General features: G+C 73.4%; 20 protein-coding genes and 1 pseudogene. 12 read left to right on the plus strand and 9 right to left on the minus strand.

Annotation, left to right across the window (positions count from 1 at the left end; all coding sequences use genetic code 11):
• Positions 1-10: 10 nt before the first annotated feature.
• A complete protein-coding gene (locus tag ACQEVZ_RS15490; protein ID WP_433366840.1) occupies positions 11-1,132 on the plus strand; it encodes an FAD-dependent oxidoreductase in 1,122 nt (373 codons plus the stop codon).
• A 49-nt stretch (positions 1,133-1,181) separates the two neighbouring features.
• Here ACQEVZ_RS15490 and ACQEVZ_RS15495 read toward each other — a convergent pair.
• Positions 1,182-1,928: pseudogene (locus tag ACQEVZ_RS15495) on the minus strand (PP2C family protein-serine/threonine phosphatase); the annotation flags it as partial.
• 63 nt (positions 1,929-1,991) lie between these two features.
• Between ACQEVZ_RS15495 and ACQEVZ_RS15500 the strand changes: the two are divergent.
• Entirely contained in the window at positions 1,992-5,315 is a 3,324-nt protein-coding gene (locus ACQEVZ_RS15500) for a helix-turn-helix transcriptional regulator (RefSeq protein ID WP_433366843.1), read from the plus strand.
• A 105-nt stretch (positions 5,316-5,420) separates the two neighbouring features.
• Here ACQEVZ_RS15500 and ACQEVZ_RS15505 read toward each other — a convergent pair whose 3' ends face one another.
• Positions 5,421-6,773 (minus strand): serine/threonine-protein kinase, encoded by a 1,353-nt coding sequence (locus ACQEVZ_RS15505; RefSeq protein WP_433376779.1) that lies wholly within the window; start codon positions 6,771-6,773, stop codon positions 5,421-5,423.
• A 7-nt stretch (positions 6,774-6,780) separates the two neighbouring features.
• A complete protein-coding gene (locus ACQEVZ_RS15510; protein WP_344512913.1) occupies positions 6,781-7,782 on the minus strand; it encodes a LacI family DNA-binding transcriptional regulator in 1,002 nt (333 codons plus the stop codon).
• A 192-nt stretch (positions 7,783-7,974) separates the two neighbouring features.
• On the opposite strand from ACQEVZ_RS15510, the gene ACQEVZ_RS15515 reads away from it, so the two are divergent.
• The 5 genes from ACQEVZ_RS15515 (at position 7,975) to ACQEVZ_RS15535 (ending at position 13,274) form a co-directional block, all read left to right on the plus strand.
• The gene (locus tag ACQEVZ_RS15515) at positions 7,975-8,793 is read left to right on the plus strand and encodes a serine/threonine-protein kinase (protein WP_344512911.1); all 819 of its coding nucleotides are present in this window, start codon (positions 7,975-7,977) and stop codon (positions 8,791-8,793) included.
• A gap of 192 nt (positions 8,794-8,985) precedes the next feature.
• Positions 8,986-9,153 (plus strand): LPXTG cell wall anchor domain-containing protein, encoded by a 168-nt coding sequence (locus ACQEVZ_RS15520; RefSeq protein WP_360566883.1) that lies wholly within the window; start codon positions 8,986-8,988, stop codon positions 9,151-9,153.
• Positions 9,154-9,156: 3 nt separating this feature from the next.
• Positions 9,157-10,467 (plus strand): glycosyltransferase, encoded by a 1,311-nt coding sequence (locus ACQEVZ_RS15525; RefSeq protein ID WP_433366848.1) that lies wholly within the window; start codon positions 9,157-9,159, stop codon positions 10,465-10,467.
• A 14-nt stretch (positions 10,468-10,481) separates the two neighbouring features.
• Positions 10,482-11,651 (plus strand): non-hydrolyzing UDP-N-acetylglucosamine 2-epimerase, encoded by a 1,170-nt coding sequence (gene wecB, locus ACQEVZ_RS15530; protein ID WP_433366850.1) that lies wholly within the window; start codon positions 10,482-10,484, stop codon positions 11,649-11,651.
• 21 nt (positions 11,652-11,672) lie between these two features.
• Positions 11,673-13,274: a DUF2334 domain-containing protein gene (locus ACQEVZ_RS15535; protein ID WP_433366853.1), complete on the plus strand. Its 1,602-nt coding sequence runs from the start codon at positions 11,673-11,675 to the stop codon at positions 13,272-13,274.
• Positions 13,275-13,415: 141 nt separating this feature from the next.
• Here the strand turns inward: ACQEVZ_RS15535 and ACQEVZ_RS15540 are convergent, their stop codons facing one another.
• Positions 13,416-13,799 carry a hypothetical protein gene (locus ACQEVZ_RS15540; RefSeq protein WP_433366856.1) on the minus strand — a complete coding sequence of 128 codons (384 nt, stop codon included), beginning with the start codon at positions 13,797-13,799 and terminating at the stop codon, positions 13,416-13,418.
• Positions 13,800-13,860: 61 nt separating this feature from the next.
• Here ACQEVZ_RS15540 and ACQEVZ_RS15545 point away from each other — a divergent pair, with 61 nt between their 5' ends.
• Both ACQEVZ_RS15545 and ACQEVZ_RS15550 read left to right on the plus strand, forming a co-directional pair.
• Positions 13,861-15,174 (plus strand): hypothetical protein, encoded by a 1,314-nt coding sequence (locus ACQEVZ_RS15545; protein WP_433366859.1) that lies wholly within the window; start codon positions 13,861-13,863, stop codon positions 15,172-15,174.
• Entirely contained in the window at positions 15,171-15,926 is a 756-nt protein-coding gene (locus tag ACQEVZ_RS15550) for a 3-ketoacyl-ACP reductase (protein WP_433366861.1), read from the plus strand. The genes ACQEVZ_RS15545 and ACQEVZ_RS15550 overlap by 4 nt, the downstream gene beginning before the upstream one ends.
• Here ACQEVZ_RS15550 and ACQEVZ_RS15555 read toward each other — a convergent pair.
• The 5 genes from ACQEVZ_RS15555 to ACQEVZ_RS15575 are packed head-to-tail and all read right to left on the minus strand — an operon-like array spanning position 15,886 to position 20,768.
• Positions 15,886-17,286 carry an MFS transporter gene (locus tag ACQEVZ_RS15555; protein ID WP_433366864.1) on the minus strand — a complete coding sequence of 467 codons (1,401 nt, stop codon included), beginning with the start codon at positions 17,284-17,286 and terminating at the stop codon, positions 15,886-15,888. The genes ACQEVZ_RS15550 and ACQEVZ_RS15555 overlap by 41 nt on opposite strands.
• A gap of 48 nt (positions 17,287-17,334) precedes the next feature.
• Complete coding sequence (locus ACQEVZ_RS15560) at positions 17,335-18,048, minus strand: ABC transporter permease (protein ID WP_344512893.1); 714 nt, start codon at positions 18,046-18,048, stop codon at positions 17,335-17,337.
• Positions 18,048-18,959, minus strand: a complete 912-nt coding sequence (locus tag ACQEVZ_RS15565) for an ABC transporter ATP-binding protein (protein ID WP_344512891.1) — start codon at positions 18,957-18,959, stop codon at positions 18,048-18,050. Before ACQEVZ_RS15565 ends, ACQEVZ_RS15560 begins: the two co-directional genes overlap by 1 nt.
• On the minus strand, positions 18,959-19,828 hold the full coding sequence (locus ACQEVZ_RS15570; RefSeq protein WP_433366869.1) for an ABC transporter permease: 870 nt from the start codon (positions 19,826-19,828) through the stop codon (positions 18,959-18,961). Before ACQEVZ_RS15570 ends, ACQEVZ_RS15565 begins: the two co-directional genes overlap by 1 nt.
• Positions 19,812-20,768, minus strand: coding sequence for an ABC transporter ATP-binding protein (locus tag ACQEVZ_RS15575; RefSeq protein WP_344512887.1), 957 nt, complete (start codon positions 20,766-20,768; stop codon positions 19,812-19,814). The genes ACQEVZ_RS15570 and ACQEVZ_RS15575 overlap by 17 nt, the downstream gene beginning before the upstream one ends.
• Before the next feature lie 165 nt (positions 20,769-20,933).
• On the opposite strand from ACQEVZ_RS15575, the gene ACQEVZ_RS15580 reads away from it, so the two are divergent.
• The 3 genes from ACQEVZ_RS15580 (at position 20,934) to ACQEVZ_RS15590 (ending at position 23,155) form a co-directional block, all read left to right on the plus strand.
• A complete protein-coding gene (locus ACQEVZ_RS15580) occupies positions 20,934-21,971 on the plus strand; it encodes a diguanylate cyclase domain-containing protein (RefSeq protein WP_433366873.1) in 1,038 nt (345 codons plus the stop codon).
• 234 nt (positions 21,972-22,205) lie between these two features.
• The gene (locus ACQEVZ_RS15585; protein ID WP_344512883.1) at positions 22,206-22,463 is read left to right on the plus strand and encodes a hypothetical protein; all 258 of its coding nucleotides are present in this window, start codon (positions 22,206-22,208) and stop codon (positions 22,461-22,463) included.
• Positions 22,464-22,570: 107 nt separating this feature from the next.
• Positions 22,571-23,155 carry a YidC/Oxa1 family membrane protein insertase gene (locus ACQEVZ_RS15590; protein ID WP_344512881.1) on the plus strand — a complete coding sequence of 195 codons (585 nt, stop codon included), beginning with the start codon at positions 22,571-22,573 and terminating at the stop codon, positions 23,153-23,155.
• Positions 23,156-23,197: the final 42 nt, after the last annotated feature.

A 23,197-nucleotide genomic window follows, 5' to 3' on the forward strand; every position in this document is an offset into this window, starting at 1 on the left:
GGAGACGGCCATGCGCGCGCTCGTGGTGGGCGGCGGTATCGGCGGGCTGGCGACCGCCCGCGGGCTCGGACGGCAGGGCTGGGACGTCACGGTGCTCGAGCGGCGGCCGGACCTGTCCCAGGTCGGTGCCGGCATCTCCCTGTGGCCCAACGCGATGCGGGCGCTGCACCACCTGGGCGTCGGCGACGCCGTCGAGCGGGCCGGTGGGCGGATCCACGGCGGCGGGCTGCGCGCCTGGGACGGCCGCCCGCTCAGCCGGGTCCGCCTGCCCGAGCCGCCGGTCGTGCTGCACCGCGCCGACCTGCACGAGATCCTCCTCGACGGCCTGCCGGCGACCGTCCACACGGGACATCACGTCACCGGGGTCGCCGGGGTCGAGGCCCTGGACGCCGACCTGATCGTCTGCGCCGACGGCATCGGCAGCGCGGTCCGCGCCGCGTACGCCCCGCAGGTCCGCATCCGCGACAGCGGCCAGGTCTCGTGGCGGGCCGTCGTCCGGGGCGACGTCGACGGCGGCGGCGAGACCACCGGGCCGAAGGGCTGGCGCTTCGGGTACGCGCCGACCGGTCCGGGCACCGTCTACTGGTACGCCGCCGCGCCCGGCCCGCCGCGCACCGGCGCACCGGCCGAGCAGCTCGCCGAGCTCACCGGCGCCCTGGCCGGCTGGCACGACCCGATCCCCCGCCTGCTCGCCGCGACCGCCCCCGGCCAGCTGTCCCACCATCCGCTGCTCGACCTGCACCCGGTCGCCCCGATGCGCTTCGGCACGCGGGTGGCGCTGGTCGGCGACGCGGCGCACGCCATGACGCCCAACCTCGGTCAGGGCGCCTGCCAGGCCCTGGAGGATGCCGTGACCCTGGCGCTCCTGCTGCCGAAGGGTGCTCCCGTCTCCGTCGCGCTCGAGGTGTACGACCAGCAGCGCCGCCCCCGGGTGGCCGCCGTCGCACGGCGGTCGTGGCAGGTCGGCCGGCTCGCCGGGGCGCGTGGCAGGCTCACCGGCGCGATGGTGCGGACCCTGTTCCGGCTGACCCCGGACCGCGTGACCGTGGCCGCCGCCGAGCGGGTCGCCGCGTGGACCCCGGACGACGTCCGGATCCCGGCGGCGGTCAGGCCGGCAGCCGCGCGCCGTTGACCTCGTCGCGGCCGAGCCACGTCCGCAGCCGGTGCCGCAGGCCCCTCCGCTCGGGCACGTCGTCGCCCACGATGTCGCCGACGACCGCGGTGATGTTGTCGGGTCCGCCGCCGCGCATCGCGAGGTCGACGAGCCGGTCGGCGCACTCGCCGACGTCGTCGTACTCGCGCAGGACCTCCTCGATCGTCTCCGCCCGCAGCACGCCCGACAGGCCGTCGCTGCACAGCAGGTACCGGTCGCCGGCCCGCGCCGGGACCACCGAGTAGACCGGGTCGGTCGGCTGCCCCTGCAGGACCCGGCTGACCAGGGACCGCTGCGGGTGGGTCGCGGCCTCGTCGAGCGTGATGCGGCCCTCGTCGACGAGCATCTGCACGTAGGTGTCGTCGCGGGTCACCTGCGAGAACTCCTCGCCGCGCAGCAGGTAGGCGCGGGAGTCGCCGATGTGGACGAGCCCGACCCGGTCGCCGGAGAACAGGATCGCGGTCAGGGTCGTGCCCATCCCCTGCTTCTCCGGGTCCGCCTCGACCTCGTCGCGGATGCGCCGGTTGGCGTCGGAGACGGCGGTGCGCAGGGCGGTCAGCAGGTCGCTGCCGGCGAACTCCTCGTCGAGCGGGGTCATCGCCTCGATCGCCAGCCGGCTGGCGACGTCGCCGGCGGCCATCCCGCCCATGCCGTCGGCGACGGCGAGGAGCCTGCCACCGGCGAACATCGAGTCCTGGTTGGTGCTGCGGACCATCCCGACCTCGGTCCGGGCGGCCCATTCCAGCGTCAGGGGGCGCGGCTGCGACTCTTCCATGCCCGCCAGCGTCCCCGATCGACACACACAGCGTCTGTACGCACTTGTGCGTATCGTGGCCGCATGCCCGTCACCCCGTTCATCGGACGAGCCGAGGAGCTCGCCGAGATCACGGGTGCCTGGAAGGCGCTGAAGGCCCTGAAGACCCTGACCGGCCTGCCCGCCACGGGACGGCCGGCGTCCCCAGCACCGTCCGCGCCCCGGGTCGTGCTGGTCACCGGCGAGGCCGGCAGCGGCAAGAGCAGGCTCGTCGCCGAGTCGCTCGACCGCCTCGACCCGCCGCCACCGGTCGTGCTGGCCGGCGCCGCCCGTACCCTCGGCGCGGCACCGCACGACTGGCTGGCGTCCGTCCTCAGTGGTCACCCCCTCGACGGCGGCGTGCCGGCCGAGCTCGCGCAGCGCTCCCCCGCCCCGGGCGGCGGCACCCGGCTGGCGCCCGCCGCGATGCTGCGCGCCGCCGTCGACGTGGTCCGCCGGCTGCTCGACGGGCGCTGCGGCGTCCTCGTCGTCGAGGACCTGCACGACCTCGACCCGGCCAGCCTCACGCTCATCGGCGAGCTCGCCGCGGCCGCCGCGCTGCCCGCGCTGCTGCTGGTGACGAGCCGGCCGCCGCAGGAGGCCGCGTTCGCGCCGGCCGCCGCCCGCACGCTGCGCCGGCTCGGCGGCGCGCCGTCGGTGGTCAGGGTGCACCTGGCGCCGTTCGACGCGCGCGAGACCGCCGAGCTGATCGAGGCGCACCGCGGTGCCGCGCCGCCGCCGGAGACCGTCCGGGCGATGCTGACCCGCACCGGCGGCAACCCCTTCTGGCTGACCGAGCTCCTCACCGCCCGCGGCGACCTGGCCGGCGCCGTCACCACCCGCGGCGACCAGGCCGGGGCGACGCTGCCCGCGCACGTCGCCGGCCTGCTGGTCGAGCCCCTGGCGGGCGAGCCGGCGCTGGTCGGGCGGGTGGCCCGCGCCGCGGCGCTGCTCGGCGACCCGGTCGAGACCGACGTCCTCGTGCACGTCTGCGAGGGCGAGATCGAGCCGGCCCTGCGCCGCCTGCTGGACCTCGGGATGCTGGTCATCGCCCCTGACCTGGCCCCCGCGGGCCCGCTGCGCTTCCGGCACCCGCTGCTGCGGGACGCCCTGGCCGGCAGCGCGTTGCCGAGCGAGCGGGCGCGGGTGCACGGCCTGGCCCGGACCCTCGCCGTCGAGCTGGGCGACGACGCCGCCCTGGCCAGGCACGCCGCGGCGCTTGGCCGTCTCGATGAGGCGTCTGCCGCTGCTGTACGAGGGGCGCACGCCAACCTGGCCGCCGGCCTGCCGGACGCCGCCCTGGACCTGGTCCACCTCGGCCTGCGCGCTCCCGACGCGGGCACCCCGCCGGCGGCCGACCGCCGGGAGCTGCTCCGGGCGGGCGCGCTCGCCGCGTTCGTGGCGGGCCGGTTCACGGTCGCGGAGCGGCACGCCGCGGACTGGCTGCGCCGCGCGTCGGACCCCGCTGAGATCTCCGACGCGCACCGGCTCCTCGCGGAGGTCCGCTGGTGCCTGGCCGACCGGGCCGGCCACATCGCCTCGCTCGCCGACGCCCGCGCCGCCCTCACCGCCGCCCTCACCGCCGCCGTGACCGACCGCCCCGCCGCCACATCGGACCGCGCCACCGCCGTCACCGGCCGCACCACCGCCACAACTGGCCGCGCCGCCACCACATCGGGCCTGGCCGCCGCCGCTCCGGGCCGGGCCGACGAACGGGCCGGGGGCGGTAGAGGCGGCGACGGCCTGGGGGCGGCTGAAGGTACAGGAGCGGCTGGCGCGGCAGGAGCGGCTGGCGCGGGCTGGATCGGGCAGGCGTGGGCGCGGCAGCTGGCGGCGGAGGCGGCGAGCGCGCTGCGGACCACTGCGCCGGGCGTGGTCGTGCCCCTCGCCGAGGCGGCGATGGTGGCCGCGGAGCGCAGCGGGGAGAGCATCGCCTCGGCCGGGGTGACGCTGGGGACGGCGCTGTCGTTCGGGGGGTGGCGGGACCGGGGGGTGGCGCTGCTGCACGCGTGCCGGCAGATCGCCGAGCACGACCGGGACCCGGTGACCGTCGGCCGGGCCATCAACAACCTCGTGGCGGTCGGGCTGCCGGGGCTCGGCGACGTGACGGGGCGGCGGTTGTTCGACGAGGCGATGGCCGCGATCGGCCGGGCCGGGCTGGAGTTCTGCGCGGGGCGCACGACCGCGCTCGGCATCGCGCACGCGCTGCGGACCGGGGACCTCGCCCGCGCCGAGGCGCTCACCTGGTCGCGGCTGCCGATCGAGACGGATCCGCTGGAGCGGGTCAGGTTCGTGGCGACGGCGGGTCTCCTCGCGGTCGAGCGCGGCGACGACCCGCTCGCGGTGCGCCTCCTGGCCCGCGCCGACGGGGAGGGGCGCGACGTGGGCCTCGTCAGGGTGCTGCGGGTGGCCGTCGCGGCCCGCGGGGCGCATCCGGCCGACCCGGCTCTGGCGCTCGCCGACTGCGTCGGCCACTGCCGGCCCGCGCGGCTGGTCGAGGCGGCCCGGTGGGCCCTGCACGGCGGCGTGCCGGCGGCGACGGTCGAGGACCTCGTCGGCGACGCGGTCGGCGCGGCGCCGCAGCTCCGGCTGCTCCTGGCCGTCGCGGCGGGCCGGGACGCCGCCGCGGTCGACCTCCTGCCGGCCGCCCTCCACCACGGCGGCCCACCCACCCCACACCCCGGCACCGCGGCCACCCCACGGCCCGGCACCGCCATGAGCCACGGCGACCCGGCCGCACCCCACCACAGCGGCGCGACCGCCCTGCAGCCCCGGACCGCCGCGCGGCACGGCGACCCGGCCGCTGCGCGCCCCGGCACCATGACCACCCAGCAGCCCGGCACCGTGACCGCTCCGCAGGCCGGCGGCGCGGCCACCCGGAACACCCGGACCACCACGCAGCACGGCGATCCGGGCGCGCCGCACCACGGCAGCGGTGCGACGGTCGCGGACCGCGGCGACGCTCGACGAGGTGGCGCGGATGTCGAGGTGGTGGAGGCGGCGCCGTACGACGCCGCGGTCCACACGGCCGTCGCGCACGCGCTGCTGCGGCTCGGCCGGGCCGGCGACGCGCGGCAGCACGCGGAGCGGGCGGTGGCGCTGCTCGTGCACTGGCCCGGCTGGCGGCTCACCGAGGCGGAGACGCTGCTGCACAGCCTGCGGGCCGGCGGCGACCTGACCGCGCGGGAGATCGAGGTGCTCGGTTGTCTCGCCGCCGGCATGTCCAACCAGCAGGTGGCCAGCTCCCTGGGCATCTCGGTCCGGACCGTCACGGTGCACGTGTCCAACCTGCTGCGCAAGACCGGTGCCGCGTCCCGCACCGAGGCCGCGATGTGGGCGGTCCGCCACCGCGTCGTCACACCCAGCTGAGGACCGGCTCGGCGCCGCGGCGGGCACGGCCGCCCGGTGCGGTCAGGCCGCCGACCCGGCGCGCCGCCCCGCCCGGCGGGGCCGGGTGACACGCCACCTGGCCGGTCAGGTGAGCGACGCGGCGAGCACGCCCACGGCGGCGTCGAGCTCCTGGTATGCGGCGGCGGTGGTGATGGAGCCCTCGCGCCGGCGGTCCACCAGCTGGTTGCGCAGCCGGTCGATGCGGGGCGCGGCGCCGACCGGGTTGATCATGATGTTGTTGACCTGATTCCGGATGTCGTCCACCACGTCGGAGCGGAGCTCCCCGGCGGCGGAACGGCGGTCGACGACGTCGAGGACCGCCTGCCCGGCCTGCTGCGGGGTGAGCCGGGACGGCGCCGGGGTCGGGTTCGGCGACGGCGACGCCGCTGGCGCCCCGGACGACGGGCGGCCTTGCGGGGCCGCCTGCGTGGCGGTGCGGGTCGCCGCCGGTGGGGGCTGGACCGTGACGGGCGGGAGGATGGAGACGAAGATGCTGACCGTCGGGGTCGGCGACGCGGTCTGCCCGTCGTCGCGGTTGCGCCACACATAGGTGAGGCCCACCAGTACCAACGCCGCCAACGACACGGCGAGGACCGGCACCCAGCGGCGTCCGTGCCGCTGCGCCGACGACTCCAGGGTCGCGGCGACCTCGGCGGCGGTGGGGCGCTCGGTGGGGTCGGTGTTGAGGCAGCGCAGGCAGACGGCGGCGACCGCGGGTGGCAGCCCGTGCACGTTGAGGGCGGGGCGGTGGTCGGCGGCGACGGCGCGCTCGAGCTCCTCCCACGTGGCGGCCCGCAGGGGCGGGTGCCCGGTGAGCATCTCGAACAGCAGGACGCCGAGGGCGTAGACGTCGGTGGAGCCGCTGGCGGGCGCGCCGACCAGCCGCTCCGGCGCGACGTAGGGCGGGGTGCCGAAGGTCAGCGTGTCGCGCTGGCCGACGTCGGCGGCGATGCCGAAGTCGAGCAGCTTGACGCCGTCGGTGGTGAGCATGACGTTCTCGGGGGTGACGTCGCGGTGCACGACGCCGCGGCGGTGGGCGGCGTGCAGCACGTCGGCGACGGTGGCGGCGACCGCGATCGCGTCCGTCCACGGCAGCGGGCCCTCGGCGAGCCGGCCGGCGAGGGAGGTGCCGTCGAGGAGCTGCATGACGACGTACGCGGCGATCCGGCCGTGCGTGGTGACGGTCTCGCCGTAGTCGTAGACGCCGATCGCGTTGGGGTGCTCGATCCGCGCGGCGGCGCGGGCCTCGCGTCGGATCCGGTCGCGCTGGCCGACGTCGGTGCCGATGGGACCGTCGAGGACCTTGACCGCGACGGTGCGCTCCAGGGTGCTGTCCCACGCGCGCCAGACGACGGACATGCCGCCTGCGCCGACCGGTTGTTTCAGGATGTACCGGCGGGCCAGGACATCGCCCTCCCGGAGCTGACCGTCGTGCATCACGTCCCTAGCTTGATGCCCGGACGACGAGCTCGGTCGGCAGCACCGGGCAGTCCTGCTCGCCCTCGGAACCGCTCAGGAGCAGCGCGACGGCGACCGCGCCGAGCTCGGAGACCGGCTGGCGCACGGTCGTGAGCGGCGGCGTGGTGTAGGAGGCGAGGGGCGCGTCGTCGAAGCCGACGACGGCGACGTCCTCGGGGACCCGGCGGCCGGCCTTGCGCAGGGCCTGCAGCGCGCCGGCGGCCATCGCGTCGGAGGCGACGAAGAGCGCGTCGAGGCGCGGCATGCGGTCCAGCAGCCAGGCGGCGGCGTGGCCGCCGGATGCGGTGGTGAAGTCGCCGTACGCCACGTGGGGCACCCTACCGGCCGCCTCCATCGCGCGGCGATAGCCGTCGAGGCGGTCCACGGCGGCGGGCGAGTCGGGCGGCCCGGCGATCGCGGCGATGGCCCGGCGGTGGCGCAGGATGAGGTGCTCGACGGCCTGCCGGGCGCCGTCGCGGTTGTCGACGTCGACGAACGGGATGTCGAGGCCGTCGGCGGGGCGGCCGGTGGCCCGCAGCGGCACCCGGGACGCGGCGAGGGAGACCGCGAGGGGGTGGCTGCTGTGCCCGCCGAGCAGCAGGACGCCGCCGACGCCGCCGGTCGTCAGGAACTGGGTCGCCGACGCGATCGTGCCCCGGGTCGCGGACATCGTCAGCAGCGGGATGCCGTGGCGGGTCAGCTCCTCCTCGGCGCCGGCGAGCAGCTTGGCGGAGAAGGTGTCGTGGAACAGCCGGGCCGTGGGCTCGAAGAAGAGCGCGGCGACGGGGAGCCGCTGCGGCAGCCGGTCGGGCCGGCGCGGCCCGCGGTGGCGGACGTAGCCGAGCTGGGCGATGGCGTCGTGCACCGACACCCGGGCCGAGGTGCTGACCCTGACCCGGCCGGTGAGGACTCGGGACACGGTTGCCGCGGAGACCCCCGCGGCGGCGGCGACCTCGGTGACGGTTGGTGGCGATGGCTCGTCAGTCATCCCGTCTCCTGTGGGAGCGATTCCTGCGGCCAGCGTCAGCCACGGTTACCCGGATGTCAACTATGGGTTTCGATCGGCTGTGCGGTTCCTTTGGTACGCCCGACATATCCGGACTTATCACATCGACACGGGCTGTGGTAATCATCGCTGGGACTTCCGTGATCGGCAGCTTTTAGGGAATAGTCGGCGATTGTGTCGGAGATCGAGCTTGGCCGCAGGGTGCTGGAGCGCTTCCTGCTGGTCCGCCCGATCGCCCGCGGCGGCATGTCGCTCGTCTACGAGGCCGTCGACCTGGAGCAGCTGCGCCCCGCCGCCGTGAAGGTCCTCGCGCCGGCGTTCGCCAACAACGGCCGGGCCGTGCACTCGGCCCGCCGGGAGCCGCTGCTCATGCAGCGGATGCGGCACCCCACGGTGCCGAAGATCTTCGGGTACGGCGAGCTCGACACCGGCCGGGCGACGGTGCCCTGTGTCGCGATGGAGCTGCTCAACGGCGTCCCGCTGACGAAACGCCTCGCCGAGGGGCCACTGCCGTGGCAGCACGCGGTCGAGATCGCCGCGTCGGTCGCCGAGCTCCTCGCCGTCGCGCACCGCCGTGGCATCGCGCACCGCGACCTGACCGCCGACAACGTCATGCTGACCACCGCCGGAGTCAAGATCATCGACTTCGGGCTGGCGGTGCCGTTCGCGCACCCCGCGGCCTCACGCGTCGAGCACGCGCCGGCCTGGGACGTCTACGCGCTGGGCGTCCTGCTGTACCAGATGCTGACCGGCCGCTCGCCGCACGCACCGGGCGCCAGGTTGCTGCAGCCGGTCGCCACCCCGGTCCTGCTCGCACCCGGCCTGCCACGCTCCGTAGCGGAGCTGTGCCGCCAGTGCATGGCCAAGCGGCCGGCCGACCGGCCCGAGAGCGCCAGCGTCGCCCTGTCCCTCTGGGCGGAGTTCGCAACCGACTGGCAACACCCCGCCTCCTTCACTGAGAGCTACCGCACACGGTCCGACCACTCTGCGTAGCGGTCGAGTTTTTCCTGCGTAAACGCTCTGTCAGGTCGTTGGGCGGACTTGGTCCGCGCGAGCGTATCCGACCATGCTCACCCATTGTGATTGCCCCTCGGCGCCTCCAAGCTTCTGGAGGACAAGGTGCACGACGGTTGCCAGCAAGGAGCCGCCGGGCACTGCCGGAGAGATAGCCGAGGGGAAGCTGTCATGTCAGGTACGAAGGTCATCGGCGTCATCGGGGCCGGCGGATCCACCGCCGCTTCGCTGCCCGTCACCGGAAGCCCCGTCTTCGCCATCGTCGCCGCAGGTGTCGCGCTCGTCGTCACCGGCGCCCTGATGGTGCGGGCGTCCCGCTTCAACCGCAGCGCAGCCTGACGCATGACGGCGATCCTTCTGGTCGGCTTCGCGCTCCTGACGCTCTGGCCGGCGTACAACCTGGCGCTGGTGGCCTTCACCACCCGCGACTCGGCCACCGCCGGTCGTCGTCGCCGGCGCGATGCCATCGCGCCGAACGAGCACGAGCCGCTGACCTTCTGGATCGTCGTGCCCGCCCTCAACGAGGAACGGGTTGTCGGCCGGACCGTCGGCGCCGCGCTGGCGCTGCAGGGCCCGGCAGGCACGCGCACCAGGGTGATGGTGGTCGATGACGGTTCGGACGACGGCACCCCCGACGTCCTCGCCGCCATCGACCACCCGGATCTGACGGTGCTGCGCCGGGACTTCCCCAACGCCCGCAAGGGCAAGGGCGAGGCGCTCAACGCCGCGTTCCGGGCGATCCGGGACCTGTCCCTGCTGCACGGCGAGGACCCGGCGCTGGTCGCGGTCGGCGTCATCGACGGTGACGGCCGGGGCAGCGCCAACATCCTGACCGAGGTGTCCCGCCAGATGCGCGACCCGCGGGTCGGCGCGGTGCAGACCCGGGTGCGCATCCACAACCGCAACCGCGTCCTCGGCGCCGTGCAGGACCTCGAGTTCGCCGCCATCGCCAACGCCAGCCAGCTGCTCCGCAACGCCGCGGGGACGGTCGGGCTGGGCGGCAACGGGCAGTTCGCCCGGCTGTCGTCGCTGATGCGGCTCGGCGACGCGCCCTGGTCGCACTGCCTCGTCGAGGACCTGGAGCTCGGGCTGCGCATGCACCTCAACGGCGAGCGCATCCGGTACACCTCCATGGCCAACGTCAACCAGCAGGGCCTCGTCGACGTGAAGCGGCTGCTGCGGCAACGCACCAGGTGGGCGCAGGGCAACCTGCAGTGCGTCGGCTACGTGCCGAAGCTGGTCGCCTCCCGGCAGATCCGCAACCACGCCCTGCTGGAGATGCTCTACTACCTGCTCGCACCGTGGATGAACGCCTTCGGCACGGCCGGCGTGTTCGGCCTCTGGGGCTTCTCGATGTGGCGGCTCATCCCCGGCCACGGCGACACCGTCGTGATCCACTCGTGGGCGCAGATGGGGCAGGTCGCACTGTTCTGGGCGCTCGGCATGACCGTCCCGGGCCTCGTCTGGGCCACGGTCCACCGCCTCCAGCTCGGCGACGAGAAGCTCTGGCGGCTGCTGGTCGCCGCCGTCGCCTACCCCTTCTTCCTCCTGCTCGGCCTGGTCTCGACCTGGCGGGCGATCGGCCGGCAGATCAGCCGGCGACAGGCCTGGGCGAAGACCGAACGCCTGGTCGAAGAGCCGGTTCTCTCGTAAAGGACGTCACGCACATGTCTCCCGAAGTCTTCCTCATCGCCGGTACCCGTCCCGAGGCCATCAAGCTGGCGCCCGTCGCCGCCGCGATGCGCGCCGCCGGCCGCGTCACCCCGGTGCTGGTCGCCAGCGGCCAGCACCCGACGATGGTGACCCAGGCGTTCGACGCGTTCGACGTCCAGGCCGACGTGACGCTGCCGCTGCAGCGGGTCACCGGCAGCCAGCCCGAGCTCCTCACCGCGATGATCTCCTCGCTCGACGCGCTCCTGGAGGAGCGCAAGCCGGCCGCGGTCATCGTGCAGGGCGACACCACCACGACGCTCGCCGGCGCCATGGCCGCGTTCTGGCGGCGCATCCCGGTCGTGCACCTGGAGGCGGGGCTGCGCTCCGGCGACCTGGACTCGCCGTTCCCGGAGGAGGCCAACCGCAAGCTCGTCGGCCAGCTCGCCGCGCTGCACCTGGCGCCGACGGCCCTCGCCGCGACGAACCTGCTCGACGAGAGCGTCGCCCCGGCCAGCGTCCTCATCACCGGCAACACGGTCGTGGACGCGGCCCTGGAGATCGCCGCTCGTGAGATGCCGTTCGAGGACTCCCGGATCGCCGCGGCGGTCGACGCCGCCGCGCACGGCGAGGCCCGGCTGGTCCTCGTCACCGCGCACCGCCGCGAGTCGTGGGGCGAGCCGCTGGACCGGATCCTCTCGGCGGTGCGGCGCCTGGTCGAGGCCTACCCCGACATCCGGGTCGTCCTGCCGGCGCACGCCAACCCCGCCGTGCGCGCCCAGGTCGAGGCCGGCCTCGCCGGGGTGCCGCGGGTCACCATCACCGACCCGCTGCCCTACCCGGCGCTCGCCCGGCTGCTGTCCAACGCCTACCTGACGCTCACCGACTCGGGCGGCATCCAGGAGGAGGCGCCGTCGTTCAAGGTGCCGGCGCTGGTCCTGCGTGAGGTCACCGAGCGCGTCGAGTCGCTGCACGCCGGTTGCGCCAAGCTCGTCGGCACGGACGAGGACCTGATCGTCGCCGAGGCGGCCCGGCTGCTCGACGACCCGGCCCTGCGTGACTCCATGACCGCCAACGGCAACCCCTACGGTGACGGGCTCGCCTCGCACCGCACCGAGCAGGCCGTCGCCGCGCTCCTGGGTCTCGCCGCGCACCCCGCTCCCATGCCGTCCACCGTCGCCGCCTGAATTCGAAGGAACTTGTCCGACATGCGTAAGCTGCTCAGCTCTGTCGCGGCGGTCGCCGTCGCCGCGTCGCTCGCCCTGGCCGTGCCCTTGACCCCGGCGTTCGCCGCCGCCCCCACCGCGACCCGCTCCGGCGCCGGCGCCCCCGGCTCCAACGCCGCGACGAAGACGCTCGTCCTCTACGACAACACCGGCCCGTACTCGTGGCTCGGCGAGGACTACGGGATGATGGCGACGAACCTCGTCTCGCACTTCGGGTCCTGGACCGCGCACCCGGTCGGCAGCTACACGGCCGGTGAGATGGCGGCGTACTCCGCGGTCGTCTACGTCGGCTCCACCTACGACGAGCCGCTGCCCACCGCGTTCCTCGACGACACCCTCGCGGGCACGAAGCCGGTCGTCTGGATGTACAACAACATCTGGCAGCTGACCGCCCGCTCCGCGGACTTCGTCGCCAAGTTCGGGTACACCTGGAAGGGCTACGACACCTCACCCGTGTCGCAGGTCGTCTACAACGGCACCACGATGACCCGGGACGTGCGCAACGCCGGCGGCATCATGGACTACGTCGTCTCCGACCCCGCGAAGGCCGTCTCCGTCGGCACCGCGGTGCGCGCCGACGGCACCACGTTCCCGTGGGGCATCAGGTCCGGCAACCTCACCTACCTGGGTGAGATCCCGCTGTCGTACATCACCTCAAACGACCGCTACCTGGCGTTCTCGGACCTGCTCTACTCGGTGCTCGCGCCGCAGACCGCCGCCCGGCACCGCGCCCTGGTCCGCATCGAGGACGTCGGCCCCGACGCCGACCCGGCGGAGCTGCGCGCCATCGCCGACTACCTGTCCTCGAAGAACGTCCCCTTCACCGTCGCCGTCTACAGCCGGTACCGCGACCCGAAAGGTGTGAACAACAATGGCAAGGCCGAGGACTACACGCTGCGCCAGCGGCCACTGGTGGTCAGCGCCCTGAAGTACATGCAGAGCAAGGGCGGCACCCTGCTCCAGCACGGCTACACGCACCAGCTCGACGCGCTCAACAACCCGTACGACGGCGTCAGCGCCAACGACTTCGAGTTCTTCAGGGCGCACGTCGACGCCAACGACGCCGTCATCTACGACGGCCCGGTGAAGAACGACTCGGCGCTCAACGTCACCGCCCGGGTCCTGGCCTCCCGCGCCGACTGGGCCCTCGCCGGCCTGAAGCAGCCGACCATCTTCGAGTTCCCGCACTACGCGGCGAGCGCGCTGGACTACAAGACGATCAACACCCTGGTCGGCGTCCGCTACGAGCGCGGCCTGTACTTCCCCGGCGTCCTGTCCGGCGGCACCGTCGACAACAGCACGGCGCGCATGGTCGGGCAGTTCTTCCCCTACACCGTCCGCGACGTCTACGGCTCGACCGTCATCCCCGAGAACATCGGCAACATCGAGCCCGAGCCGTTCAACCAGCACCCGGCGGTCCTGCCCGCCGACCTGATCGCGAACGCGAAGACCAACCTGGCGGTCCGCGACGGCGTGGCGAGCTTCTTCTACCACCCGTACCTCGGCACGGCCTACCTGAAGCAGACCGTGGAGGGCATCCAGGGCCTCGGCTACACGTTCGTCTCCGCCGCCGCGATGTCCTGAAGTATTGAGTTGTCAACGGCCGGGTCCCTTCGGGGGCCCGGCTTCTGGCTTCTCCCCTCGCCTGCACAACGGTACGGCGCAGGCGCCCCGGGTGGGGGTGGCGGCCCGGAGCAACCGCGTTGCAGGCGCGGTGCGGCCGCCCTACGTCTCCAGGAGGAGCTCGGGCATCAGGCGTTCGACGGCGTGGAGGTCGTAGACCCGGCGGACCTCGGCGACCAGGCCGGTCGGGGTCACGACCAGGAACTCGGCGAGGCGGAACTGCTCGGCGTCGACCGCGCAGTCGTACACGAGCGCGACGCGCTGGTCGATGACGGTGCGGGTGAAGACCGACACCGAGGTCAGCGCGGCGGCGAAGCCGGTGAGCTTCTCGATGAAGTCGCCGTCGGGGTCCAGGTTGGACTCGACCCGGGCGCCGGCGGCGAGCAGCGTGAACAGGGTGCTGGTGCGGCCGGTGGTCCAGGCGGCGACCCAGCGATCGGTGACTTCCTCAACAGCCGTCGCGTCCATCACGCGCCATCCTGCCATGCGGCAAACCCCCGGCACCCCGGGGTTCTCAGGAAAGCGCTTTCCCCTTATCCTCGGGGGCATGTTGCGCATCGATGACGGGCTCGCGCCCAAGGATCTGCTGGCCGCGACCGGGCGGATGTGGGAGCTGTCCGCCGGGAAGATCGACGCGATCGACGCGTCCTGCCCCCCGGGCGGCAGCCAGGGAGCGCCCGTGTTCACCGTCGAGGGGCGGTACACGGCGCGCGGCTGGACCGAGTGGACGCAGGGGTTCCAGGTGGGCTCGGCGCTGCTGCAGTTCGACGCGACCGGCGACCCGCACTTCCTGGAGCAGGGCCGCCGGCACACGTTCGGCGTGATGGCGGCGCACGTCAGCCACATCGGCGTGCACGACCACGGGTTCAACAACGTCAGCACGTACGGGACGCTGCGCCGCCTCATCCTGGAGGGCCGCGCCTCCTCCGCCGACCTCGGCCTCGCCGAGCTGGCGCTGAAGGTCAGCGGCGCCGTGCAGGCGTCCCGCTGGAGCAGGACCGCGGACGGCGGCGGCTACATCTACTCGTTCAACGGGCCGCAGTCGCTGTTCGTCGACACGATCCGCTCGTGCCGGTCCCTCGCCGTCGCCCACTCCCTCGGGCACGTGCTGATGGGCGAGCACGACCAGCGGATCGACCTGCTCGAGCGGCTGACGCAGCACGCGGAGAGCACCGCCCGCTACAACGTGTACTTCGGCAAGGGCCGCGACGTGTACGACGTCCGGGGCCGGACGGCGCACGAGGCCCTGTTCAACGTGAACGACGGCCGGTTCCGGGCGCCGAGCACCCAGCAGGGCTACTCGCCGTTCTCCACGTGGACCCGCGGCCTGGCCTGGGCGATGCTCGGCTTCGCCGAACTGCTGGAGTTCCACCCGTCCGACCTGTTCCGCGCGGCGGCGCAAGCCACGTGCGACTTCTACATCGAGCACTCCCCCGCCGACGGGATCCCGTACTGGGACACGGGCGCGCCGGGCCTCGTGCACCTCGACGTCGACGCACCCGCCGACCCGTACAACGCGCACGAGCCGGTCGACTCCAGCGCCGCCGCGATCGCCGCGCAGGGCCTGCTCCGCCTCGGTCGCGCGATCGGCGACGACAGGTACACCCAGGCGGGGCTCACGGTCGCGAGGACGTTGCTGCAGGAGCCCTACCTGTCGACGGACCCGCGGCACGAGGGGCTGCTGCTGCACTCGGTGTACCACCGCCCGAACGGCTGGGACCACGTCGCGCCGGGCCAGTCGGTGCCCAACGGCGAGTCGAGCATGTGGGGCGACTACCACCTGCGGGAGCTGGCGCTGTACATCGGCCGGCTGGTCGACGGGCCGTACTACACGTTCTTCGGCGACGGGGTGCGGCGGTGAGCGCGGCGCTCGTCACCGGGGCGTCCCGCGGGATCGGCCGGGGCATCGCCCTCGCCCTCGCCGGCGCCGGCTTCGACGTGGTGGTGAACTACGCGTCCAACCTCGCCGCCGCCGAGGACACCGCCGCCGACATCGAGAGGCTCGGCGCCCGGGCCGCCCTCGTCCGTGCGGACGTCGGCGACGCCGAGGACCGTGCAAGGCTCGTACAGGAGGCGCACGACGCTTTCGGCGGCCTCGACCTCCTGGTGAACAACGCGGGCGTGGCCCCGAACGTCCGCGCCGACCTGCTGGAGGCGACCGAGGAGTCGTTCGACCGGCTCGTCGGCATCAACCTCAAGGGCCCCTACTTCCTCACCCAGCAGGTCGCCCGCCGGATGATCGACGCCGGCGTCCGCGGCAAGATCGTCACGATCTCGTCGATGAGCGCCTACACCGCGAGCGTCAACCGCGGCGACTACTGCGTGACGAAGGCCGGGCTGGGCATGATGACGAAGCTGTTCGCGGCCCGGCTCGCCGAGCACGGCATCACCGTGTTCGAGGTGCGGCCCGGCATCATCGCCACCGACATGACCGGCGCGGTGAAGGAGAAGTACGACAAGCTCATCCTCGCCGACGGCATCACGCCGATCCGGCGCTGGGGCACCCCCGAGGACGTCGGCCGCGCCGTCGTCGCCGTCGCCACGGACCTGCTGCCGTTCTCCACCGGCCAGGTCATCGACGTGGACGGGGGCTTTCATCTGCGGACGCTGTAGCGCGCGCCCGCAGCAGCTCGTGCACCGCCTCGATGTCCGCCGGGGCGGTGCGCGACGCCAGCCAGTACATGACGCCGGTGGGCACGAAGAAGACCTGGAACGCGGCGAGCCCGACGGCGAGGTTCGTCGGCGGCGGGAAGCTGCGCGCGAGCGCGGCGAACACCGCCCCGACGAGCCCGTTCCCGGCGGCCCGCCCGACCCCGTTGACGAGGTTGCCCAGCGAGTACACGGTGCCGCGGTGCTCCGGCGGGTTCACGTCGGCGATCAGCGCGAACCAGTTCGGCGAGTTCGCCGACGTCAGCGCGAGCGCCAGCAGCGCGCACAGGAACGCCGCCAGCAGGCTCGGCGTCGTGAACAGCGCCTCGAGCACCAGCGTCGTCGCCGGCCGCCCGTCCGGCGCGGGCAGCGTCAGCGGGGCGAAGAACAGCAGCACGTACAGCGGCACCCCGGCGAGGATCCCGATCGCGGCGACCTTCGCCCGGCCGCCCCGGTCGCGCCGCTGCCAGCGGTCGCCGATCATCCCACCCACGACGGACAGCACGCCGCCGAGCTGGAAGAGGATCGCCAGGACGCCACCGATCGCGATGGCCTGCTGCTCGTCGTAGCCCTGCGCCTCCGCCTTCGCCTGGAACAGCCGCGGCAGCCAGACGAGGGACCCGAACGCGGCCTGCGCGGTCAGCCCCTGCAGGATCAGCCACACGTTGGTGCGGCGGGCGACGATGCCGGGCAGGTCGGCGCGGGAGATCCGGTGCTCGTACTCCTCACCGGCGGCGAACACCGCGGCGAGGTCCGGTTCGCTCTGCCCGCGCCGGATGTCGGCGGTCGTGAAGTACGCGGCGGACGCGAGCACCCCGAGCACCGCGAGGACGTAGAACGGCCGCCGCCAGTCCGCGCCGCCGAGCTGGCTCGCGACGAGGACGCCGGCGAGGGTGCCGACGCCCTGCGACAGCCCCCACAGGCTCATCACGAGGCCGCGGCGGCGGGGCGAGATCAGGTCGCTGACGACGGAGAACCCGACGGAGCCGACCGCGCCGAGGCCGACCGCCGCGACCATCTGCGCGGCGAAGAACGTCCAGTAGCCGCCGGCGAGGACCGTGGCGACCGTGCCGCCGGCCCAGATCAGGGTGCCCGCCATGAGCACCGGCTTCCGGTCGGTCCGGTCGCCGGTGTACGCCCAGCCGACGGCGGCGACCGCGGTCACGAGGTACCCGACCGCGGTCACCACGCCGAGCGCTCCCTCGCCGACGCCGAGGGAGCGGCTGATCGGCGAGTAGAGCGGCGGCACCAGGCTGATCGCCACGTTGTCCAGCGACGCCAGCACGATGAAGACGGCGACGCTGTAGACGCGGTGGAAACTCACCCGCGGACGGTAACCCGTCGCGCCGGCTGCGGCGACGTCAGGGCGACGTCAGCCCGTCTCGCCGGCGACCGCGAACGTGCGCAGCTTCTGCACCGCGAGCGCCGTCATCCCGACGGTGAACACGCCCGCCATGACGAAGCTCACCGGCACCGACACGGACCCCGCGAGCACGTCGGTCGGGGCGAGCCAGTCGACGATCGTCTTCACGTACTGCTGGATGCTCAGCTTCGCCGTGCCGGACAGCAGGTTGCCCAGCAGGCCCTCCCACAGCACCACGTAGACCAGGCCGAGCAGCACCGGCCGGCGGGTGATCACGCTGATCGCCAGGAACAGCGCGCAATAGGCGAGGGCCCCGACGAACGCGCCGACGACGAGGGCGAACGCGAGCGGCGTGGACTCGGCGAGCAGCCCGACGATGAACAGCGGCACGGCGGCGAACCCGCCGGTCACCCCGACCGCCACGGCCAGCTTGGTGAACACGATCTCCGAGCGCGGGATCGGCTTGGACAGGATGTGGGTGATCGTGCCGTCGTCGATCTCGGAGCCGAGCACGCCGGTACCGACGATGAGCGCGATCACCGGCAGCACGGCGGCGAAGCCGAGGCCGACGATGACCGGCTCACCCCATTCGGCCGGCGGCTCCCCGAAGGCCCGGGCCGCCGCGGCGAAGCCGGCGAGGATGACCGGCAGCGGCACCAGCAGCCAGATCCGGCGGCGGCCGAGCAGGCCGCGCAGCGTGATGCGGGCGATGGTCGGATTCATCAGGCACCCACCAGGTAGGAGAAGACGCTTTCCAGGGACTCGTCGGCGGGCAGCAGCTGCCGCACCCGCACGCCCTCCTTGAGCGCGATGCGGGGCAGCGCCCGGGTGAAGGTGCCGTAGTCGGACGCGCGGACCTGCAGGCCCGTTGCGTCGATGTCGACACCCGCGACGGACGCCTCGCCGATGAGCGCCACCGCGAGGCGGCGGTCGTCGCTGGAGCGGATGGAGAACACGTGCGGCCGGTTGGTCATCAGCCGGCGGATGGTGCGGAAGTCGCCGGAGGCGGCGAGCCGGCCGGCGACCATGACCTGCACGGTGCCGGACACCTGCTCGACCTCCTCCAGGATGTGCGAGGAGAACAGCACGGTGCGGCCGTCGTCGCCCATCTTGTGCAGCAGGTCCATCATGTGGAAGCGCTGGCGCGGGTCCATGCCGTTGAACGGCTCGTCCAGCAGCAGCACGCCCGGGTCGTGCACGAGCGCGGCCGCGACCCGGATCCGCTGGCGCATGCCCTTGCTGTACGTGTCGATCCGCCGGTCCTGGGCCGGCTCCATCTCCACCATCGCCAGGGCGCGGCGGGCCGCCTCCTCCGGGTTCGCCAGGCGGAACAGCCTCGCGCTGGCGACGACGAACTCCTTGCCGGTGAGGAAGCCGTGCACCGCCTCCCGCTCGCTGACGAGGCCGAGCGTGCGGTACACGTCGGGGTTGCGCCACGACGGCGCGCCGTCGACGGTCAGCGTGCCCTTCGACGGGGCCAGGAAGCCCGACATCATGTGCAGCAGCGTGGTCTTGCCGGCGCCGTTCGGGCCCAGCAGGCCCGTGACGCCCGCCCCGAGGGTCATCGTCACGTCGTTGACGGCGACGACGTTGCCGTACCAGCGGGAAACGTGCTGAAGATCGACGGTGCCCATCAGGCGGCCACCTTCCGGTAACGAAGCAGCAGCAGGCTGACACAGCCAGCGAGCACGACGGCGGTGCCGACGCCGTACGCGGGACCGTAGTCGCCGATCGGGACGCCGTCGGGCACCTTGCCGAAGATCCACTGCTCGAGGCCGAGCAGCAGGGTCATCGGGTTGACCAGGAACGCGAGGTAGCTCAGCGCGCTGCCCTGGCCGCCGATGACGTTGAGGATGCCGACCATCGGCGCGGTGATGATGAACACGCCCACGATGAACGCCGCCGCGAACGCCCGCCGGCCGGTGAGCGACGCGACCAGCAGCGCGATCGACGCGAGGACCAGCGCCCGGATGACCGCGCCGGCGAGGCCCGGGCCCATGTCGCCGAGCTCCTTCATGGCGCCGGAGAACCCGTCGGTGCGGGTGAACACCGCCCCGATGTAGATGAGCAGCTGCGGCACGGCGAGCAGCACCAGCACGACCGTCGCCAGGGCCGCGTACTTCGTCAGCGCGTAGTCGGAGCGGCTGAGCGGCCGGCTGAAGTACAGCGGCAGCGTCCGGTCCCGCAGGTCACGGGAGACCAGCTCCGGCGCGACGATCGCCAGGAACAGCATCACCGGGAACGTGATGTTGGCGGCGTACGACCGGTAGCTCATGAGCGGCTCGCCGGTCAGCGACCGGACCGCGATCGCGATGACGGCGACGCTGAGCGCGATGCCGATCACCAGCCACGGGAAGATCTTCGCCTTGGCGCCCCGGCCGATGCCGAACGCGGTGCGCAGGCTCTGCTCGTAGAGGGAACGGTTGGCGTACCAGCGACCGAGCCTCGGGCCCGTGTAACGCTGGTAGCCGATGTCGTGGATGACGCTAGTTGGCTGCGCCATGGCCGACCTCCTGTGCTGCCGGTCCGGTCGGCCCGGTCACGGACGGGGTTTGGAAGAGCTCAGCGACGCGGTGGCGGCGCTGGTCGAGACGGTGCAGCGGCAGGTCCAGCTCGGCGACCGCGACGAGGATGCGGTCGTACACGTCGTCGCTGTCCATCGGCACCATGAGCGAAGCGCCGTCCCGGGACACCGGCAGGCCCTGCTCGCTGAGCCGGGCGACGAGCTGCTCGACGCCCTCGCTCACCTCGACGGTGAGCACGTCGCGGCTGGTCGTCATGTCCGACACCGTCGCGGAACGCAGCAGCTTGCCACCGTCGATCGCGATCAGCGACGTGCAGATCCGCTCGACCTCGCCGAGCAGGTGCGAGCACACGACGATCGAGATGCCGAACTCGGTGCCGATGCGGTGCACCAGCTCCAGCATCGCGTCGCGGCCGGCCGGGTCGAGGCCGTTGGTCGGCTCGTCCAGCAGCAGCAGGTCCGGGTCGTGCGCGAGCGCCTGCGCCAGCTTGACCCGCTGCTTCATGCCGGTGGAGTAGCCGCCGATCTGGCGGTACCGCTCCTCGTAGAGCCCGACGTGCCGCAGCGCCTCGGAGGCCCGCTCCCGGGCCGCGTTGGCGGGCAGGCCGCTCATCCGCGCCAGGTGGGTCACGTACTCGGCGGCCGAGGTCTCGCTCGGCAGGCAGTCGTGCTCGGGCATGTACCCGACGCGCTGCCGCACCTCCACCGACTGCGTCGCCGGGTCGAGCCCGAGCACCCGCAGCTCACCCCCGGACGGCTGGAGCAGGCCGAGCATGATCTTGATGAAGGTCGACTTGCCGGCGCCGTTCGCGCCGACCAGACCGATGATCCCGGGCTCCACCGCCAGGGAAAGTTCCGAAAGGGCGGTGACGCCACCCCCGTAGCGCTTCGTCAGCGCACGCGTCTCGATGAGTGCCACGACGCCGACCTTACGGACCGTGAACCCTGAGGACTATCCGGAACGCACCTGAAAGCCGCCACCTAGGGGTTCAACCTGAGATTCTCCTCAGCTTCGCTCAGATCCTTCTCAGGTTTCGGTCCCCGGTCCTCCTCAGATCCGGTTACTGGCGGTCGACGTCAGAACGTGGATCTGCCCCTGTACCGCGTCCGGCGCAGCATCGAGTGGGCCGGCCTGATCAGCCGGTCGGTCTCGGTGCTGTGGATCGTCGTGTCCATCGCGGTGATGTCGCTGCCGCCCCTGACGACCATCTGGGTGCTCCCGCTGATCCTCACCAACCTCGTCGCCGTGTACGCGCTGCGCAGCGTCGCTCACCCCCGGTACCGCACGCTCAACCCGCTGCTGGTCGCGCTGGACACGGCCACGTGCGTCGGCGCGGTCCTGGCGACCAGCCGCTGGGCCTCCGACGTCGGCCTCTGGCCGATCTTCGTCATCTCCATCGTCATCGGCGCCTTCCGCTGCCAGCTCGCCGGCGCCCTGCTGACCTGGCTCGCGACCGCCGCCGGTGGGGTCGCCCTCTACGTCTGGGCCGACCAGATCGCCGGCCGGCCCATGCCCGCCGACCTCGTCACGATGGCGCCCGCGCTGCACCTGGTCGTCGCCGTCCTCGCCGGCCTGCTGGCCCGGGGACACCGCAACCAGCTCCGGCAGCTCGGCGAGGCCCGCGCGAAGCTGCGCCACCTGGCACTGCACGACCCGCTGACCGGCCTGGGCAACCGCAACCTGCTCGACGAGCACACCCGCACCGCGCTCACCCCCGGCACCCCCGCGTCGGTGCTGGTCCTGGACCTCGACGGCTTCAAGGCCGTCAACGACACCCTCGGCCACGCGGCCGGCGACGAGCTGCTGCGGATCGTGGCCGCCCGCCTGCGCACCCACGCCCGCGAGGGCGACCTGGTCACCCGCCTCGGCGGCGACGAGTTCGTGGTGCTGCTGCCGGACACACCGGCCGCGGCGGCGGACGAGGTCGCGGCCAGGCTGCGCGCCGCGCTGCTCGACCCGATCACCATCGACGGCCGGCCGGTCCACATCGCCGCAAGCATCGGCGCCGCGACCGACACCGACACCACCCTCGACGCCCTGCTGCGCGCGGCCGACGCCGGCATGTACCGCGAGAAGGCGACCCGCCGCCTCCACCCCGTCCCCGCCATGCACGCCGCCTGACGACGTCGGACGCATCAGGCCACTGCGAGGTGCGTGCCCGGCAGTTCTACTGGCACTCTACACACGCCGGAAAAATCGATCTCCGACATCTCGCGCTCCGCAGTCCACCCCGCACCGATCGTGACGTGTCCGTCCCGGCGGGCGTGACGGAGCGGTCCCGGCCGGCGCGACCGGGGGGTGTGACAGCACCGTCGAGGGCGGCGCGGGGGTGGTGCCGTGTCGTATTCTCGGGGCATGTCGTGGTCGCTGACCACTCTGCTCGCCGCGTGGTCCTCGGTGACCTCGCCGGCCGACGCTGTCGCCGTGGCGACGGCGGTGCTCACGGCGCTCGCGATCGTCCTCGCGGCACGACTGCTCACCGGCGCGCCCATGGCGGCGCGGCGGGTGATGCCCGTCCCCGCCCGGGCCCGGTCCCGGCGGGCGCAGCCCACCCGGGCCATGGACCCCGACGCGGCCGGCCGGCCCCGGCCACGCGCGCCCGGACAGCGGTAGTCCGAGTCCGACTCCGTTCGTCCACTTCCCGCGCGCCCTCCTGCCCTGCCGACGACCCGTGCGGCGGCCGGCGCGTGCGCGCGCGTCCAAGCCGAAGGGCTCCCACCGTGCTGCACCATGTCCTCACCCTGCTCGCCACCTCCACCGGGTCGGTCGCCGCCGCCATCGTCATCGCCACCCTCGCCGTCCGGGCCGCGCTCCTGCCGCTGAGTCTCCGCGCGTACCGCGCCGAGAAGGTCCGGGCCAAGCTCGCGCCGCAGCTGGCGAAGCTGCGGGAGCGGCACGGCAAGGATCCTGTCGTCCTCGCCGAGAAGACCACCGAGCTCATGCGGGCGGAGGGGTCCGGGCCGCTCGCCGGCCTGCTGCCGATGCTGGCTCAGGCGCCGTTCATCTGGCTGCTGTACCGCGAGTTCACCGGCGACGCTGTCCGCGGGCACACCCTGCTCGGTGCCGACCTGACCGCCCGGCTGCTCGACCATCCGGCGATCGCCGCCGGGTGGCTGATCGCCGCCGCGCTCACCGCCATCGCCATCTGGAACGTGCGCCAGCTGCCTGAAGGCTCGCCCGTACTGGTCCGCCTGCTGTCGTTCGGGACTGTGGCGTTTTCCGTGATCACACCCGTCGCGGCCGGGATCTACCTGGTCACGTCGGGGGTCTGGACGGCCGTCGAACGGGCCGTCGCCCGGCGTTGAGACCGGCGGCCTTTTGCACGTACACGTGCGAAGTTTTTTTCG

Source organism: Dactylosporangium sp. CA-152071, assembly GCF_050936335.1.
GTDB lineage: Bacteria > Actinomycetota > Actinomycetes > Mycobacteriales > Micromonosporaceae > Dactylosporangium > Dactylosporangium maewongense.

Coding starts and splice junctions, on each gene's coding strand:
- ACQEVZ_RS15490 (WP_433366840.1), top strand. CDS start 11: ATGCGCGCGCTCGTGGTGGGCGGCGGTATCGGCGGGCTGGCGACCGCC.
- ACQEVZ_RS15500 (WP_433366843.1), top strand. CDS start 1,992: ATGCCCGTCACCCCGTTCATCGGACGAGCCGAGGAGCTCGCCGAGATC.
- ACQEVZ_RS15505 (WP_433376779.1), bottom strand. CDS start 6,773: ATGCACGACGGTCAGCTCCGGGAGGGCGATGTCCTGGCCCGCCGGTAC.
- ACQEVZ_RS15510 (WP_344512913.1), bottom strand. CDS start 7,782: ATGACTGACGAGCCATCGCCACCAACCGTCACCGAGGTCGCCGCCGCC.
- ACQEVZ_RS15520 (WP_360566883.1), top strand. CDS start 8,986: ATGTCAGGTACGAAGGTCATCGGCGTCATCGGGGCCGGCGGATCCACC.
- ACQEVZ_RS15525 (WP_433366848.1), top strand. CDS start 9,157: ATGACGGCGATCCTTCTGGTCGGCTTCGCGCTCCTGACGCTCTGGCCG.
- wecB (WP_433366850.1), top strand. CDS start 10,482: ATGTCTCCCGAAGTCTTCCTCATCGCCGGTACCCGTCCCGAGGCCATC.
- ACQEVZ_RS15535 (WP_433366853.1), top strand. CDS start 11,673: ATGCGTAAGCTGCTCAGCTCTGTCGCGGCGGTCGCCGTCGCCGCGTCG.
- ACQEVZ_RS15540 (WP_433366856.1), bottom strand. CDS start 13,799: ATGGCAGGATGGCGCGTGATGGACGCGACGGCTGTTGAGGAAGTCACC.
- ACQEVZ_RS15545 (WP_433366859.1), top strand. CDS start 13,861: ATGTTGCGCATCGATGACGGGCTCGCGCCCAAGGATCTGCTGGCCGCG.
- ACQEVZ_RS15560 (WP_344512893.1), bottom strand. CDS start 18,048: ATGAATCCGACCATCGCCCGCATCACGCTGCGCGGCCTGCTCGGCCGC.
- ACQEVZ_RS15565 (WP_344512891.1), bottom strand. CDS start 18,959: ATGGGCACCGTCGATCTTCAGCACGTTTCCCGCTGGTACGGCAACGTC.
- ACQEVZ_RS15570 (WP_433366869.1), bottom strand. CDS start 19,828: ATGGCGCAGCCAACTAGCGTCATCCACGACATCGGCTACCAGCGTTAC.
- ACQEVZ_RS15585 (WP_344512883.1), top strand. CDS start 22,206: ATGTCGTGGTCGCTGACCACTCTGCTCGCCGCGTGGTCCTCGGTGACC.